At 74.5% G+C, this 15,276-nt stretch carries 14 protein-coding genes and 1 pseudogene; 10 read left to right on the top strand and 5 right to left on the bottom strand.

From position 1 onward, the window contains the following. The first annotated feature begins 60 nt into the window (after nucleotides 1-60). Nucleotides 61-1,005, top strand: a complete 945-nt coding sequence (locus EMA09_RS29360; protein ID WP_129843227.1) for a polysaccharide pyruvyl transferase family protein — start codon at nucleotides 61-63, stop codon at nucleotides 1,003-1,005. Between the two features lie 73 nt (nucleotides 1,006-1,078). Continuing rightward, complete coding sequence (locus EMA09_RS25030) at nucleotides 1,079-3,199, top strand: catalase (RefSeq protein WP_129843226.1); 2,121 nt, start codon at nucleotides 1,079-1,081, stop codon at nucleotides 3,197-3,199. Nucleotides 3,200-3,271: 72 nt separating this feature from the next. Here EMA09_RS25030 and EMA09_RS25025 read toward each other — a convergent pair whose 3' ends face one another. From EMA09_RS25025 to EMA09_RS25015, 3 genes and pseudogenes are all read right to left on the bottom strand, one after another. Further along, the gene (locus EMA09_RS25025) at nucleotides 3,272-4,639 is read right to left on the bottom strand and encodes an NAD(P)/FAD-dependent oxidoreductase (RefSeq protein ID WP_129843225.1); all 1,368 of its coding nucleotides are present in this window, start codon (nucleotides 4,637-4,639) and stop codon (nucleotides 3,272-3,274) included. 102 nt (nucleotides 4,640-4,741) lie between these two features. Continuing rightward, nucleotides 4,742-5,217: pseudogene (locus tag EMA09_RS25020) on the bottom strand (DUF6328 family protein). Nucleotides 5,218-5,589: 372 nt separating this feature from the next. Further along, complete coding sequence (locus tag EMA09_RS25015; RefSeq protein ID WP_129843224.1) at nucleotides 5,590-6,369, bottom strand: class I SAM-dependent methyltransferase; 780 nt, start codon at nucleotides 6,367-6,369, stop codon at nucleotides 5,590-5,592. 151 nt (nucleotides 6,370-6,520) lie between these two features. Here EMA09_RS25015 and EMA09_RS25010 point away from each other — a divergent pair, with 151 nt between their 5' ends. Both EMA09_RS25010 and EMA09_RS25005 read left to right on the top strand, forming a co-directional pair. After that, complete coding sequence (locus EMA09_RS25010) at nucleotides 6,521-7,267, top strand: sugar phosphate isomerase/epimerase (RefSeq protein WP_129843223.1); 747 nt, start codon at nucleotides 6,521-6,523, stop codon at nucleotides 7,265-7,267. Then, a complete protein-coding gene (locus tag EMA09_RS25005) occupies nucleotides 7,264-8,391 on the top strand; it encodes a Gfo/Idh/MocA family oxidoreductase (protein ID WP_129843222.1) in 1,128 nt (375 codons plus the stop codon). The genes EMA09_RS25010 and EMA09_RS25005 overlap by 4 nt, the downstream gene beginning before the upstream one ends. Before the next feature lie 68 nt (nucleotides 8,392-8,459). On the opposite strand, the gene EMA09_RS25000 is transcribed toward EMA09_RS25005, so the two are convergent. After that, complete coding sequence (locus tag EMA09_RS25000; RefSeq protein WP_129843221.1) at nucleotides 8,460-9,320, bottom strand: helix-turn-helix transcriptional regulator; 861 nt, start codon at nucleotides 9,318-9,320, stop codon at nucleotides 8,460-8,462. An 86-nt stretch (nucleotides 9,321-9,406) separates the two neighbouring features. Between EMA09_RS25000 and EMA09_RS24995 the strand changes: the two genes are divergently transcribed. After that, complete coding sequence (locus EMA09_RS24995) at nucleotides 9,407-10,168, top strand: SDR family oxidoreductase (RefSeq protein WP_129843220.1); 762 nt, start codon at nucleotides 9,407-9,409, stop codon at nucleotides 10,166-10,168. A gap of 82 nt (nucleotides 10,169-10,250) precedes the next feature. Beyond that, entirely contained in the window at nucleotides 10,251-10,460 is a 210-nt protein-coding gene (locus EMA09_RS24990) for a 4-oxalocrotonate tautomerase family protein (RefSeq protein WP_129843219.1), read from the top strand. Between the two features lie 15 nt (nucleotides 10,461-10,475). On the opposite strand, the gene EMA09_RS24985 is transcribed toward EMA09_RS24990, so the two are convergent. Beyond that, nucleotides 10,476-11,330: a methyltransferase domain-containing protein gene (locus EMA09_RS24985; protein WP_129843218.1), complete on the bottom strand. Its 855-nt coding sequence runs from the start codon at nucleotides 11,328-11,330 to the stop codon at nucleotides 10,476-10,478. A 29-nt stretch (nucleotides 11,331-11,359) separates the two neighbouring features. Between EMA09_RS24985 and EMA09_RS24980 the strand changes: the two genes are divergently transcribed. The 4 genes from EMA09_RS24980 to EMA09_RS24960 all read left to right on the top strand — a co-directional run bounded on the left by EMA09_RS24980 (nucleotide 11,360) and on the right by EMA09_RS24960 (nucleotide 15,061). Next, entirely contained in the window at nucleotides 11,360-12,856 is a 1,497-nt protein-coding gene (locus EMA09_RS24980) for a PLP-dependent aminotransferase family protein (protein ID WP_129843217.1), read from the top strand. 41 nt (nucleotides 12,857-12,897) lie between these two features. Further along, nucleotides 12,898-13,371, top strand: a complete 474-nt coding sequence (locus tag EMA09_RS24975; RefSeq protein WP_129843216.1) for an MSMEG_6728 family protein — start codon at nucleotides 12,898-12,900, stop codon at nucleotides 13,369-13,371. A gap of 190 nt (nucleotides 13,372-13,561) precedes the next feature. Then, nucleotides 13,562-14,230 carry a lytic polysaccharide monooxygenase auxiliary activity family 9 protein gene (locus EMA09_RS24970; protein WP_129843215.1) on the top strand — a complete coding sequence of 223 codons (669 nt, stop codon included), beginning with the start codon at nucleotides 13,562-13,564 and terminating at the stop codon, nucleotides 14,228-14,230. A 297-nt stretch (nucleotides 14,231-14,527) separates the two neighbouring features. Then, nucleotides 14,528-15,061 carry a hypothetical protein gene (locus EMA09_RS24960; protein ID WP_129843214.1) on the top strand — a complete coding sequence of 178 codons (534 nt, stop codon included), beginning with the start codon at nucleotides 14,528-14,530 and terminating at the stop codon, nucleotides 15,059-15,061. Nucleotides 15,062-15,276: the final 215 nt, after the last annotated feature.

Genomic DNA, 15,276 nt, shown 5'->3' with positions numbered 1-15,276 from the left:
AGTGCCCGTGGCGGGCGGCCCGAAACGTTTGGCGGGCGGCGGCACGGGGACCCGGTGGCGATGGTGAGCGAGGTCGGGCGGACCCTGGTGACGGGGTGGTTCAGTTTCCTTGACGGCGAGGCGACGGCCGGTGACGTGCTGGCGCTGCGCCGTGTCCTCGCGGTGCTCGACGGGCGGGGCGTGCCGTACGACGTGGCGTGGAGTCCCGGGTTCCGGCCGGACGGGCTCGCGCTTGAGGACGCGCGGCCGGCGGACTACGAGCGGCTGGTCTTCGTGTGCGGGCCGCTGCACGGGCCGCTGGTCGCCGGGCTGCACGAGCGGTTCGCCGGGTGCCGCCGGGTCGCCGTCGGCGTGTCCGTGATCGACCCGGACGACCCGGCGGTGACCGGTTTCGACGCGGTGCTGGCGCGGGACGCGGCCGGCCGCGCGCCGGCGGCCGATCTGTCGCTGCGGGCACCGGCCGAGCCGCGCACGCCCGTCGTGGGTCTGGTGCTGACGCAGGGCCAGCGGGAGTACGGGGCACGGCGCGCGCACGGGGAGGTCGCGGAGCGGGTCACGGCGTGGCTCGCGGACACGCGGTGCGCGCCGGTCGTCCTGGAGACGCGGCTCGACACGTCCGACGGACGGCTGTGCGCGACGCCGGCGCAGTTCCTGTCCGCCCTGGAGCGCATGGACGCGGTGGTGACGGACCGGCTGCACGGCCTGGTGCTGGCGCTGCGGGCGGGGGTGCCGCCGGTGGCGGTCGATCCGGTGCGCGGCGGCGCGAAGGTGACGGCGCAGGCGCGGGCGTGCGGCTGGCCTGCGGTCGTCCCGGCGGAGCGGCTGGACGAACGGCGGCTGGACGGGTGGCTCGCATGGTGCCTGGGGCGCGGCGCGCGGGCGGCCGCCGTGCGCCGCAGGTGGCTGGCGGCGGCGCCGGACCCGGCGGACGGGCTGCTGCCGGCCCTGGGGGCGGTGACGGGGGCACCGGACGCGGGATCCGATGCGGATCAGGCCGGTTTGTGACGTTTGTTCCTGTCGGGCAGGGTTAGCCGGGAGGGCGGTTTTCGCCCCTGCGACGGGAAGGACAGGCACACAGATGCCCCAGCAGGACCAGGGCGGCCGGACGCCGGAGAAGCAGGAGCAGCTCGACCCGCTGCGCGACCGTCCCGAGGACGGCCACCTGACGACGAACTCCGGGACCCGGCTCCACGACACGGACAACTCGCTGAGCGCGGGCGAGCGCGGCCCGACGCTGATGGAGGACTTCCACTTCCGCGAGAAGATCACCCACTTCGACCACGAGCGCATCCCCGAACGGGTCGTGCACGCCCGGGGCGCGGGCGCGTACGGCCACTTCCGGCCGTACGAGTCGCTCGCCGAGTTCACGAAGGCGGACTTCCTGCAGGACCCGGACCGCAGCACGCCGGTCTTCGTGCGCTTCTCGACGGTGGCGGGCTCGCGCGGCTCCGCCGACACGGTCAGGGACGTGCGCGGCTTCGCGACGAAGTTCTACACCCGCGAGGGCAACTACGACCTGGTGGGCAACAACATGCCCGTCTTCTTCATCCAGGACGCCATCAAGTTCCCCGACTTCGTGCACGCGGTGAAGCCCGAGCCGAACAACGAGATCCCGCAGGCCCAGTCGGCGCACGACACGTTCTGGGACTTCGTGTCGCTCCAGCCGGAGTCGATGCACATGGTGCTGTGGCTCATGTCGGACCGCGCTCTGCCCCGCAGCTACCGCATGATGCAGGGCTTCGGCGTGCACACCTTCAGGTTCGTCGACGCGCAGGGGTGCGGGACGTTCGTGAAGTTCCACTGGAAGCCGCTGCTCGGCACGCACTCGCTGGTGTGGGACGAGTGCCAGAAGATCGGCGGGCAGGACCCGGACTTCAACCGGCGCGACCTGTGGGAGGCCATCGAGACCGGCAACTTCCCCGAGTACGAGCTGGGCGTGCAGCTCGTACCGGAGAAGGACGAGTTCGCGTTCGACTTCGACCTCCTGGACCCCACCAAGATCATCCCCGAGGAGATCGTGCCGGTCCGGCCGATCGGGAAGATGACGCTGGACCGCAACCCGGACAACTTCTTCGCGGAGACGGAGCAGATCGCCTTCCACACCGCGCACGTCGTGCCGGGCATCGACTTCACCAACGACCCGCTGCTCCAGGGCCGGAACTTCTCCTACCTCGACACCCAGCTCATCCGGCTGGGCGGCCCGAACTTCGAGCAGCTCCCGGTCAACCGGCCGGTCGCGACCGTGCGCAACAACCAGCGCGACGGCTACGGCCAGCAGCGCATCCACCCCGCGCGCGCCGCGTACGCCCCGAACTCCCTCAGCGGCGGCTGCCCGGCCGTCGCCTCCCCGGACCACGGCGCGTACCTGCACTATGCGGAGCGCGTCGACGGCGCGAAGATCCGCAAGCGCAGCGAGAGTTTCAACGACCACTACAGCCAGGCGACGCTGTTCTGGAACAGCATGGCCGACTGGGAGAAGGAGCACATCGTCGCCGCCTACCGCTTCGAACTGGGGAAGGTGGACACGCGGGAGATCCGCGAGCGGACGGTGGACCGGCTCAACCACATCGACAACGACCTCGCCACCCGGGTGGCCGAGGGGCTCGGGCTGACCCCGCCGGCCGGCCCCGCGATCCCGAACCACGGGCGCTCCTCCCCCGCCCTCAGCATGGCCGGGCAGGAGGGCCTCGGCCCCGCCACGCGCAAGGTCGCCGTCCTCGCGGCGGACGGCGTGTCCGCGGCCGACGTGCGGGCGCTGCGCGACACGCTCACCGCGGCGGGCGTCATCGCCGAGGTGCTGGCGCCGCACCCGGGCGAGCTGAGGACGGCGGACGGCGGGACCGTCGCCGCGGACAAGGCCCTCACGACGATGGCGTCCACGCTGTACGACGGCGTGGTGCTGGCCGGCGGCGAGGAGAGCGTCAGGACCCTGGCGGCGAACGGCAGGGCCGTCCACTACCTCACCGAGGCGTTCGCGCACAACAAGACCGTCGCGGCGGTCGGGGACGCCGTGGAGCTGCTGCGCACGCTGCGGCTGCCGGGCGTCCGGCTGGCCGAGGACGGCGACGGCGTGGTCGACGACCACGGCGTGGTGTCGGCGGGCGGCGGCGCGGGTCCCACCGAGGTCGCCGAGACGTTCACCGAGGCGCTGGCGAACCACCGGCACTGGGACCGCGAGGTGGACGGCGTGGCCGCCTGACCCCCGGCGGACCGGTGCCCGGGTCCCGCGGCGTACTGCCGTGGCACCCGGGCACCGGCGCGTGGCGCGGGCTCAGGCGGCGTCGCGCCCCCGGCCCGCCCCGTCGCCGGCCACCTGACGGCCCGACTGCTGGTCGCGGAAGACCCGCGCCAGCTCCGGGCTCGCCGTGTCGATCGGTACGGACCCGGACCTGACCATCCCGAGCTGGACGGCCTGCCGCGGCTGGACCGCCTCCAGGATCCAGTCGGCGGCGACCCGCACCCGGTTGCTCGGCATGGCGAGCAGGTGGTAGCCGCGCGTGACGGCGCCGGCCAGGGGTCCCGACATCGCCACGTGCATCGGGTTGGCCGCGGCCTGGAAGCCGCCCAGGTCCACGACGAACCCCTTGTCGTGGTGGACGTACGGCTGCCGCTCGCCCACCCCGTGGTGCGCGAGGACGTTGCGGGCCGCCGTCTTGCCGTGCCGCCAGGCGTGCTGCGCGGTCATCGGCGTGTACGACCCGGGTTTGGTCAGGTCCGGGACGGCCGCCGCGTCGCCGCACGCGAACACCTCGGGATGGCCCGGGACGTTCAGGAACTCGTCGACGCAGACCCGGCCGCGCTCGGTCGGCAGGCCCACGTCGGCGACCAGCGGGTCCGGCCGCACGCCCACGCACCAGATGAGCGTGCGCGTGTCCACCTCGGAGTTGTCGGTGAGGACCACCCCGTTGTGGTGGGCCTCCTTCACGGACGTCTCCATGCGCACGTCCACGCCGCGCTGCCGCAGGACGCGGTCGGCGGTGCGGGAGAGCCGTTCGTCCAGCTCGGGCAGGACGCGGGGCGCGATGTCGAGCAGGGTCCAGCGCGGCTTCACGGCCCGGCCGGCGCGCGCATTGCGCTTGGCGAGGGAGTCGGCGAACATCGCGCCGTGCGCCGCCAGCTCGGTGCCGGTGTACCCGGCGCCGACGACGACGAAGTTGCTGCGGGCGCGCGCCTCCGCCTCGTCCTTCGCGCCGGCCGCGAGTTCGAGCTGGCGGACGATGTGGTCGCGCAGGTAGAGGGCCTCGGGCAGACCGCGGAAGCCGCGGGCGTGCTCGGCGACGCCGGGGATCGGCAGCAGCCGGCTGACACTGCCGACGGACAGCACCAGCGTGTCGTAGTCCAGCTCGCCCTCGTTGTCCTCGGGGTCGGTGTAGCGCACGCGCCGCGTGTCCAGGTCGACGCCGTGTGCCTCCCCCAGCACGAGCCGCACGCCCGGCAGGGTCCCGGTGAGCGACACGGTGACGCGGCGCGGCTCCAGGATGCCGGCCGCGACCTGCGGCAGCAGCGGCAGGTACAGGAAATAGTCGGTGGGGTTCAGCAGGACGATGTCCAGTTTGTCGCGGGCCTTGCGGGCCAGGGTCCTGGCCGTCTGATAACCGGCGAACCCCGCTCCGACGATCACCACTCGCGAGCGGCTCATGACTCCGCCTCCTCACGGCTTCCCGATGGGATGCATGCTCCTCGATGGCGTGAAATACCCCGGGTACCCCGCTGGGCGGCGGTGATGCGGCGGACGCCGGGTTCAGCGGCGCCGGGGCGGCTTTCCGGCGGGGTGCGAGCGGGCGACGGCCGTGCGTCTGAGGGCCTGCGGCAGGACCAGCCACAGCGCGCCGCACAGGAGGAACGCGCCGACCGCCACGATGATGCCCGCCGTGCGGCCCGCCACCACGTCCACGACCAGCAGCAGCGCTCCGGTGAACGACAGGGCGAGCGCCGCCAGGCCGTAGCCCGCGAGCCGGGACGAGGTGTCCACGATGGTGCGTTTGGCGCCCAGGCCGAAGAGCTGCCGGTGGAGCGCGGCGGGGCGGTGAACATGACGGTGGCGGTCATGGCGAGCAGGAGCGTCGTCACGTAGGTGACGCGCTGGGTGGTGTCGAGGGACGGGAAGCGGGCGCTGAACGCGAGGGTGAGGAGGAACGCGAAGAGGATCTGTACGCCCGTCTGGGTGACGCGCAGTTCCTGGAGCAGCTCGACGAAGTTGCGGTCGGCGCGTTCCATCGGCGTCTCGTCGCGCAGGGCGGCGTGGAAGCCCTCGTGCGCGCCGTCCCGCTCGTCACGGTCCTCCCGCTCGTCACGGTCGTCGCGCCGGGCGCGGTCGTCGCTGCCGTCCATGGCGTCATCGTGCATCGGTCGCCTCCGCTCCGCCGCGCAGGCACGAGAGGGTGCGTCCGATCGGCGGGGCGCCGCCGGGCGGGCGGTGGGCAGGGGTCGCGGGGCGTGCGGGGGCGGCGTGCATCGGCGTCACTCCTGCTCCTTCGGCCGGGTCCTGGCCATGCGCGGCCGGTACCGGTTCCGTCCTGGACCGGTGTCGAACACGTGCCCGGGCGGTGGAGGCCGAAACCCGGCGGAAACCGCCCCCGGCGGCCTCCGTCAGCCGGTGCGGCGCGCCTTCCAGATCTCCTCACTCGGCCACTGGTTGGCCCACTCGGCGGAGACCTCCGCGTAGTCGCGGTGGGCGGGCTCGGGCGCCTGGATCTCGATCAGGTCCTCCACCTCGAAGCCGCAGCTCCGCAGCAGGCGCAGCATCTCCCCGTGCGGCAGGACGAACTCGACGCGCTCCCCCCAGTCGAGCCTGCCCAGCTCGAAGTGGCTGCGCAGCATGGTGGTCCCCGCCTGCCCGCCGGGCGGCACGCACAGGGCGTACGTCGGCGAGTAACGGCTGAACGCGAGCCGGCCGCCGGGCCGCAGCAGCCGCGCCGCCTCCGGGATCCATGCGTAGGGATCGCACCACAGCGAGGCGCCGAACTCGCTGATCGCGAAGTCGAACGAGCCGTCCGGGTACGGCACCTGCTCGGCATTGCCCTGCACCAGCGGAAAGGCGAGGCCGAACTCCTCCTGCATCGCGCGGGCGGTGGCGAGCTGCTCCGCCGAGACGTCCACGCCGACCGGCAGCGCGCCCGCGCGCGCCAGCCAGGCCGAGACGTACGCCGTGCCGCAGCCGAGTTCGACGGCGTCGGCGCCGGCGAGCGTCGCCGGCAGGACGGACACCTCCGACTCCGGAGTGGCCCACAGACCCCAGGCGGGCTCGTCCCGCGCCCACGCGGCCCGGGCGAGCGGCCCGTGGGCCGCGGCGCCGACCCGGTCCCAGTAGGTCTCGTTCCGCTCGACATAGGGGTCGTGGGCGCGGTCGCTGTCTCCGGGACGATCCATGCCGGCGATTGGACAGCACTCCGGCGGCCGGGGCAACGCCTTTTCCCCGCCGGGCTCCTGGACCGTCGTCCGGAACACATTGCCATCAGCGGATTCGTCGGATTAGCTTCTCCACGGCCGTACGTCAGGACGTTCCGGAAGGCAGCACGACATGGCACCACCACTCGGCGTTCAGCTCTACACCCTGCGGGAGGCACTGACCGCCGACCGGGACGGGACCCTCGCACGTGTGGCCGCGCTCGGCTACACGGCCGTCGAACCGTACGACCCGGCCGCCGACCCCGAGGGGTTCCGCCGCGTCGCCGACGGCCTCGGGCTCACCGTGCCGGGCGCGCACGCCATCGGGCTGCTCGGTGACGAGCCCGACCGCGTCCTGGAGGCCATCGCCACGCTCGGCGGCGACCTCGCGATCGTCCCGGCCGGCATACCCGAGGAGGACTTCGGCTCGCGCGACGGCCTGCACCGCGCCGCCGAGGTGCTCAACGGCCTCGCCGAACGGGCCGGCCGGCACGGCCTCACCCTCGGCTACCACAACCACTGGTGGGAGCTCGAGGCGCGCGTCGACGGCCACCACGGCATCGAGGCCCTCGTCGGCCTGCTCGACCCGCGCGTCGTCCTGGAGATCGACACGTACTGGGCGGCCGTCGGCGGCGCCGACGTCCCCGCGCTGCTGCGCCGCCTCGGCGACCGGGTCCGCGCGCTGCACGTGAAGGACGGCCCCGGCGTGAAGGGCGAGCCGCACGTGGCGGTCGGGGCGGGCACCATGCCCGTCGCCGACATCCTGGCGGCCGCGCCGGACGCGTGGCGCGTCGTGGAGCTGGACGAGTGCGCCGGCGACGTGTTCGACGCGCTCGACGGCAGCCGGACGTTCCTCGCCGGCCTCGGGGAGGCGGCGTGAGCGGCGGCGGACCGGTCGGCGTCGCCATCGTCGGCGCCGGCGTGATCAGCGGGGAGTACCTGCGCACGCTCGGCTCGTTCCCCGACGTCCGGGTGCTGGCCGTCGCCGACCTGGACCCGGACCGCGCGGCGGCCGCCGCGCGGGAGCACGGCGTACCGGTCGCCGGCGGCGTGGACGCGGCGCTCGCCGTCCCCGAGGTCGAGATCGTCGTCAACCTGACGGTGCCCGTCGCGCACGCCGAGGTGGCCCTCGCCGCGCTGCGGGCCGGGAAGCACGTCTACGGCGAGAAGCCGCTCACCGCGACACCGGCCGAGGGCGAGGCCGTACTCGCCGAGGCGGCGGAGCGCGGGCTGCGCGTCGGGGGCGCACCGGACACCTTCCTCGGCGCCGGCGTCCAGTCCGCGCTGCGCGCGGTGCGGGAGGGCCGGATCGGCACCCCCGTCGCGGCGTACACGGCGACGCAGAGCCTCGGCCCCGAGGGGTGGCACCCGGACCCCGCGTTCTTCTACCAGCCGGGCGGCGGGCCGCTGTTCGACATCGGCCCCTACTACCTGACGGCGCTGACCGCGCTGTTCGGGCCGGTCAGCGGTGTCATGGCGACGGCGGCCAGGGGGCGGGCCACGCGGGCCGTCGGGTCGGGACCGAAGGCGGGGCAGGAGTTCCCCGTGAACGTGCCGACGCACGTCAGCGCCCTGCTGGAGTTCGCGTCCGGACCGCGGGCGAACTCCACGTTCAGCTTCGACTCGTCGCTGCCCCGCACCGTCATCGAGATCACCGGCAGCGAGGGCACCCTGGCCGTGCCGGACCCGAACACGTTCGGCGGCCCCCTGCGGATCCTGCCGAACGGCGCCGACGACTGGACGGAGCTGCCCGTCGAGGGCGCGACGGCCGGACGCGGCCTCGGCGTCCTGGAGATGGCGCGGGCGCTGCGCGCCGGCGACCCGCACCGGGCGTCCGGCACGCTGGCGCTGCACGTGCTGCGGACGATGACCGCGATCGCGGAGTCCGCGGAGAGCGGGGAGCCGCGGCGGCCCGGCACGCCGGTGCCGTCCGGACTCGGCGAGGTCGTGGCGCCCGAGCCGCTGCCGGCGGGCTGGGATCCGTACGAGGCGACCCTCGGCTGAACGGCGGTCCCGCGGCCGGCCGGACGGCGGCGCCCCTCCCCCGGGGCGCCCGTCGTCCGGCCGGCCGCTCAGCGCGCGGGGCCGGCGAACTCCTGCGTGCCGATGACCGTGAGCAGGTCGAGCAGGCCGGCGCTCTCCGTGCCGGTCGCGGGGGTGAACCAGAGCAGCCGCTGCCGGCCGTCCTCGCTGAACAGGTTGAGGCAGTTCACCTCGATCAGGCCGAGCGCGGGATGGACGATGCGCTTGCGGTCCTTGCGCCGGACCGCCACGTCGTGCTCGGCCCACAGCGCGGCGAACTCCGGCGACGTCCTGAGCAGCCCGCCGATCAGCGCGGCGGCCTCGGCGTCCTTCGCGTCCCGCCGGGCGGCGGCGGCCCGCAGATCGGCGACGAAGGAGCGCGCCTGCGCCTCGTGATCGGCCTCGGGGTACAGCCGCCGGGTCCCCGGCTCGGTGAACCACCGGTGGACGAAGCTGGCCCGCGCGCCGTGGAAACCGGAGTGATCCCCGAGCAGGGCCACGGCGAGCGGGTTCTGCACCAGGGTGACGTGCAGGTCGGTGATGACCTGCGCCGGCGTCGAGGTGAGGCGTCCGAGCAGGTCGAGCAGGCCGGGGTGCACGTGCGACGCGGCACCGCCCTGGGGCGGCACCGGCCGGTCGGCCAGGTGGTAGAGGTGGTCGCGCTCGTCGGCCGTCAGCCGCAGCGCCCGCGCGAGGGCGGCGATCATCTGCTCGGACGGCTGCGACCCGGCGCCGCGCTCCAGCTCGTTGTAGTAGTCCACCGACGCGCCGGCGAGCTGCGCGACCTCCTCACGCCGCAGCCCGGGCACGCGGCGGCGGGGCCCCGTGGGCAGCCCCACGTCGGCCGGCCGGACGCGTGCGCGCCGCGAGCGCAGGAACTCCCCCAGTTCGGTGTACCGCGCAGAAGCCATGCCGCCATTCTGCGCCCGGGCCGGGACGGGGACACAGGGGATGGGATCCCCTGGTTGCGCCGCCCCGCGCTGTTCACTCTGGAGGCATGAACACACCTGACTCCACCCCGCCCGCGCAGGCCGCGCGGGTCGCCGTCGTCACGGGCGGATCGCGCGGCATCGGCCGGGCGGTCAGCCTGCGGCTCGCCCGGGACGGCATGGCCGTCGTCGTGAACTACGCCGGCGACACGGCCGCCGCCGAGGAGACGGTCGCGGCCGTCACCGAGGAGGGCGGCCGGGCGGTCGCGGTCCGGGCCGACGTGGCGGACGAGCACGCGGTCGCCGCGCTGTTCGACCGCGCCGAGCGGGACTTCGGCGGCGTGGACGCCGTCGTCAACTGCGCGGGCCGGATGGTCCTGTCGCCCATCGCCGACCTCGACCTCGCGGAGCTCGACGCCCTGCACCGCACCAACATCCGGGGCACGTTCGTCGTCGCGCAGCAGGCGGCGCGGCGGCTGCGGACGGGCGGCTCGTTCGTCGCGTTCTCGACCTCCGTGGTCGGCACGCAGTTCCCCACCTACGGCGCGTACGCGGCGAGCAAGGGCGCCGTCGAGGCCATGACCATGATCCTCGCCCGTGAACTGCGCGGCCGGGACATCACCGTGAACACCGTCGCCCCTGGGCCGACCGCCACCGACCTCTTCCTGGAGGGCAAGACGGACGAGCAGGTCGACCGGCTCGCCAAGGTCCCGCCCCTGGAGCGGCTCGGCACCCCCGAGGACATCGCCCGCGTCGTCGCCTTCCTCACCGGACCGGAGGGGCACTGGGTGAACGGGCAGATCCTGCGCGCGAACGGCGGCATGGTCTGACGCCGCCGGACGCCGCCCGGCACTGCGACGACGCCCGACGACGCACAACCGACCGATGAGAAACGATGAAAGGGGAGGCCCCGTGCCTTTCGCCCACTTCAAGGTCCCCGCCGGCACCGTCACCGACGAGGACAAGAGGAAGATCGTCGAGCGCACCACCGACCTCTTCGCGGAGATCTACGGTGAGCGGGCACGCCCGACCACCGTCGTGCTCGTCGACGAGGTCGCCGACGGCGGCTGGGGTGTCGCCGGCACCGTCCTGACCGCCGCCGCGCTCAACGGGGACGCCTGACCCCGGCGGGGTCCGTCACGGCCTGGCGGCCGGTTTCACCGCCGTCCCCTTCATGAAGGCGTAGTGGAACGTTCCCCCCTCCCCGGCCGTCCGGTGGAGGTCGGCGATCCCCCGGTCCCATTCCGCGCGGTCCATCAAGCCGGCCGCCGCCGCGTCCGCCCCGGCCGCCGCCATCAGCGCGGTGAACGTACGGCGGGTGAACCCCTCCACCAGGTCGGGCCGTGACGCGTCGGCGTACACGGTGCGCGGCTCGACCCGTACGCCGGCGAAGCCCGCCGCGGTCAGCAGCGGCCGGAGCCGGCGGCCGATCAGCGCGTCACCGCCCGCCGCCGCCTGCAGCCGGGTCTGCGCCCGGATCACGGCCCGCGCGGCGGCGCTGTCCGGGTGGAAGAACGCCGACCCGTGGTCCCCCTCGATCACCGTGATCGTGCCGCCCGGCCGCAGCACGCGCCGCAGGCCGTCCAGCACGGCCGCCGGGTCGGGGACGTGTTCGAGGACGAAGCAGACGAAGACGTGGTCGAACGACCGCTCGTCCAGCGGCAGCCGCCGCACGTCCGCCCGCCGCCACTCGACCTCCGCGTCCGGTACGGCGGCCGCGACCCGCGCCCGTGCCCGGGCGAGGGACCGCGCGTCGATGTCCACAGCCGTGAGCCGGATGCCCGGGCTGCCCCGCAGCAGGTGCGCCGTCTGCGCCCCGACCCCGCAGCCGGCCTCCAGCACGCGGCTGCCCGGCGGGTAGGACGTGCCGGCGTGGAGGAGCGCGGCCAGCGAGTCGGCCTGGTCGCCGAGCCGGCGGGCCTCGTCCACCGAGTATCCGTGCACGTACGGGGAGGCGGCGGGGCCGCCGGTGGCGCTGATCGTGGTGTCCATGGGGCCAGCGTGCCGGTGAGAATGCACCGGTGGACAGAGCCAAAGACGCCCCGGACGACCGGTCCGAAAGCCGTGCCGCGCACGCCGGTTCGGACTTCCTCCAGCTCTCCCCCGGCGACGCCCCGCCGGGCGGGCTCGCGGACTGGCTGGCGGGCGCCCTGCGGGCGGCCGTCGCGGACGGGCGGCTCCCCGTCGGCGCCCGTCTCCCCGCGACCCGGGTCCTCGCCGCCGACCTGCGCGTGTCGCGCGGTGTCGTGACGGAGGCGTACCGGCGGCTGTCGGAGGGGGGCCTCGTGGCGGGCCGGGGCCGCAACGGCACGGTCGTCGTGGCCGCCCCGGCGACCCGCCCCTCCCCCGCGCCACCGGTCCCCCGCGCCGGTGGCTCCGGCGTGTTCTCGGGCACGCCGGGGACGGACGTGTTCGAGGAGCTGCGCGCGCACCCCGCCCTCGTCGACCTGTCGCCCGGGGTCCCGGACCTGGCCGCGTTCCCGCGCGCCGCCTGGCTGCGGACCGAGCGCGCCGTCCTCACCGGCCTCCCCACGTCGGACCTCCGCTACGGCGACCCGCGCGGCGTGCCGGAGCTGCGCCGGGCGGTCGCCGCCTGGCTCGCCCGCAACCGGGGGTTCGCGCCCGACCCGGCGGACGTCCTCATCGTCACGGGCGTCGCGCAGGCCCTCGGCCTCATCGCCCGCGTGCTGCTGGCCGACGGCACGGGGACGCTGGCCGTGGAGGACCCCGGTTCGCTCGGCGTACGGCAGCACCTCGTGGCGTCCGGCCTCGTCACACCGCCCGTTCCGGTCGACGCGTACGGCCTGCGCGTCGACGCGTTGCGGGCGTCGGGCGCCCCGGCCGTCCTCGTGACGCCGGCGCACCAGTTCCCCACGGGGGTGGTGCTCGCGGGCGGACGGCGGCGCGAGCTGATGCGCTGGGCCGGCGGTGGCGGGCTGATCGTCGAGGACGACTACGACGCGGAACACCGCTACGACCGGCCGCCCGTACCGGCGCTCCGTTCGCTGCTCCCCGAGCACGTGCACTACACCGGGAGCGTGTCCAAGCTGCTCGCCCCCGCCCTGCGCATCGGGTGGCTCGTGGCCCCGCCGCGCCACCGGGACGCCCTGACGGCGGCGAAACGGTACGCCGACCTCGGCAACGCCGTCGTCCCCCAGCTCGTGCTCGCCCGCCTCATGGACTCCGGCGCGCTCGAACGCCACGTGCGGCTGCTGCGCACCCGCCACCGGCGGCGGCGCGACGCGATGATCGGCGCGCTGCGCGCGCACCTGCCGGGCGCGGTCGTGCACGGCGTGGCGGCCGGGCTGCACCTGATGGTGACCTACGGCGGAGCCGGGGCGGACGACCGCGCGGTCGCGGCGGAGGCGCTGGCGCGGGGGGTGAAGGTGCAGCCGTTGTCGTGGTTCCACCAGGAACCGGGGCCTGCCGGGGCCGTCCTCGGGTACGGGGCGTGCGGTCCGGCCGAGATCGAGCGGGGCGTCGCGCTGCTGGGGGAGGCGCTCCGGGCGGTCGGGTGAACGGGCGGGCGGACGGGGGCGCCACGTCGTCGAATGGGGGCATGCAGACGTTTCTGCCCTACCCGGGTTTCGCCGCCTCGGCGGCCGTCCTCGACCCCAGGCGGCTCGGCAAGCAGCGCGTGGAGGCGTTGCAGGTACTGCGGGGGCTGACCGTTCCCGGATACGGGTGGCGGAACCATCCGGCCGTGCGGATGTGGACCGGGTACCGGGAGGCGCTGGTGCGGTACGGGCTGGAGGTGTGCGCCGTGTGGTCCGCCGCGGGGCGGGCGGACACGTGCGCGGCGTCGCTCGTCACCGGGTTCGGTGCGGCCGGCGGGGGGCGCGGCGGTGCGGTGCGGGGGCAGGAGGAGCTGGCGGCGGCGGGCGAGGTGCCGCCGTGGCTGGGGGACGAGGCGTTCCACCGGAGCCACCGTTCCGCTCTGGTGCGGAAGGACCCCGGGTTCTACGGGGGGCTGTTCCCCGGGGTGCCGGACGACCTGCCGTACGTGTGGCCCGCGTCGGACCGGGCGGCGTGAGTTGGCCGGAAGTTTTCGACGCGTCCGCGTCAAGCCGCTGACCTCGTCCTCGGCTCCCGGCGGGGCGGACGGCGGGCGGCGCGGCGGGGAACGGCATGTTTCGCGGATGTGTCGCCGGGTAAAGCCACCGCGAGCATGGGAGCGCTCCCAAAACCGGCAACCCCCACTACCGGAAACACGGAGACCGCAAATGCACCGGCCCCGACTCTCGAAGACGTCCCGTCGGACCCTTCGCGCCCTGCCCCTCGCCTCCGCCGCTCTGCTCTGCATGATCCCGATGGCCGGCACCGCGAGTGCCCACGGCTCGGTCGTCGACCCCGCCTCCCGCAACTACGGCTGCTGGGCGCGGTGGGGCAGCGACTTCCAGAACCCGGACATGGCCACCGAGGACCCCATGTGCTGGCAGGCGTGGCAGGACAACCCGAACGCCATGTGGAACTGGAACGGCCTCTACCGCAACAACGTGGGCGGCAACCACCAGGGCCAGATCCCCGACGGCCAGCTCTGCAGCGGCGGCCACACCGAGGGCGGCCGCTACAACTCGCTCGACGCCGTCGGCCCCTGGAAGACCACGTCGGTGAACGACAACTTCACCCTCGTTCTCCAGGACCAGGCGCAGCACGGCGCGGACTACCTGCGCATCTACGTCAGCGAGCAGGGCTACGACCCGACGACCGAGCCGCTCGGCTGGGACGACCTCGAACTCGTCGAGGAGACCGGCTCATACGGCCCGGCCACCAGCTACGTCGCGCAGGTCAACACGTCCGGCTACAGCGGCCGGCACGTCGTGTACACGATCTGGCAGGCGTCGCACATGGACCAGGTGTACTACCTGTGCAGTGACGTGGACTTCGGCTGACGGGGACCGGCCGGGCCGGCACCGCCCGCCGGCCCGGCCCGTGATGTGACCGGCGCTCCGGCTGCCCGCGCCGGTCACGCCGGCCCGCGGGCGCTCGACCGTGCGAACGGCGCGTGCCATCCGGCGCGCGAGCTGCGACCGGGGTATGACGGCTCCTGACTCCACGGTCCGACTCCCCCTTCGAACCCATGCGTCCGAAGACGGACCCGCTCTCCCCTGTGGACCGATGTGGCCGCGCGAGCACGCGTGACAGCCTCCGGGATGACGCGATCAGTCCGCCCAGAGGGAGCCGGTCCCATGACCACCAGCGCACTGCCGACCACCCCCGCACGTCACACGACCACCGCGCCCGTCCCCCCATGGGCACGGCGCGCGGCGGCCGCGGTCCTGTGGACATCGATGCCGTCGGCGCTGTGGCGGTTCGCCGTGGTGATCGGCGTTCCGCTGGGGCTCGCCGAGTCCGAGTACGACGCGATGCTCATCCCGGGCTGGGGGTACCTCGTCGTGCCGCTGCTGTCCGTGCTGCAGGAGGCGCTGGCTTTCCTGACGCTGGGGCTGGTGAGGCCGTGGGGCGAGACATGGCCGCGGTGGATACCTTTTCTGCGCGGGCGCCGCATCCCCGTGCTCGCCGCCGCCATACCCGCGGCGCTGGGCGCGCTCGCCTGCACGGTCTACGGGGTGCTCTTCGTGTGGACGACACTGCACTCGGACATGGCGATCACCCCGTGGGGAGAGTGGGTGATGACCATCTGCTACGTGCCGATGATTGCGTGGGGACCGCTGCTGGCCGTCGTCACAGCGCACTACTACCGCCGCCGCACACGTGGGTAGGAACCGGCACGAACGCCGTTCCCGGCGGCCCATACGGCTCCAGGCGGCAAGGCATATCGCACGTGACGGGCCGACCACCCCTCGAAGCTCCACATCGTCGTCCTGCGTGGAGTGGGTCGGCCCCGCTCCTCCGCGCTGGACGGGGAGCGCGTGCCCGCACTGGCCCGAGCGTCGCCGACCGCCCCACCTGGCCGCGCTGTCCGGTGGGGCACCGG

Source organism: Streptomyces sp. RFCAC02, assembly GCF_004193175.1.
GTDB lineage: Bacteria > Actinomycetota > Actinomycetes > Streptomycetales > Streptomycetaceae > Streptomyces.
The sequence above is the reverse complement of the archived record's forward strand: the minus strand, read 5'-3'. Positions and strand labels throughout refer to the sequence as shown.

Coding starts and splice junctions, on each gene's coding strand:
- EMA09_RS24970 (WP_129843215.1), top strand. CDS start 13,562: ATGCACCGGCCCCGACTCTCGAAGACGTCCCGTCGGACCCTTCGCGCC.
- EMA09_RS24985 (WP_129843218.1), bottom strand. CDS start 11,330: ATGGACACCACGATCAGCGCCACCGGCGGCCCCGCCGCCTCCCCGTAC.
- EMA09_RS24960 (WP_129843214.1), top strand. CDS start 14,528: ATGACCACCAGCGCACTGCCGACCACCCCCGCACGTCACACGACCACC.
- EMA09_RS24995 (WP_129843220.1), top strand. CDS start 9,407: ATGAACACACCTGACTCCACCCCGCCCGCGCAGGCCGCGCGGGTCGCC.
- EMA09_RS25000 (WP_129843221.1), bottom strand. CDS start 9,320: ATGGCTTCTGCGCGGTACACCGAACTGGGGGAGTTCCTGCGCTCGCGG.
- EMA09_RS25010 (WP_129843223.1), top strand. CDS start 6,521: ATGGCACCACCACTCGGCGTTCAGCTCTACACCCTGCGGGAGGCACTG.
- EMA09_RS25015 (WP_129843224.1), bottom strand. CDS start 6,369: ATGGATCGTCCCGGAGACAGCGACCGCGCCCACGACCCCTATGTCGAG.
- EMA09_RS25025 (WP_129843225.1), bottom strand. CDS start 4,639: ATGAGCCGCTCGCGAGTGGTGATCGTCGGAGCGGGGTTCGCCGGTTAT.
- EMA09_RS24975 (WP_129843216.1), top strand. CDS start 12,898: ATGCAGACGTTTCTGCCCTACCCGGGTTTCGCCGCCTCGGCGGCCGTC.
- EMA09_RS29360 (WP_129843227.1), top strand. CDS start 61: ATGGTGAGCGAGGTCGGGCGGACCCTGGTGACGGGGTGGTTCAGTTTC.
- EMA09_RS25030 (WP_129843226.1), top strand. CDS start 1,079: ATGCCCCAGCAGGACCAGGGCGGCCGGACGCCGGAGAAGCAGGAGCAG.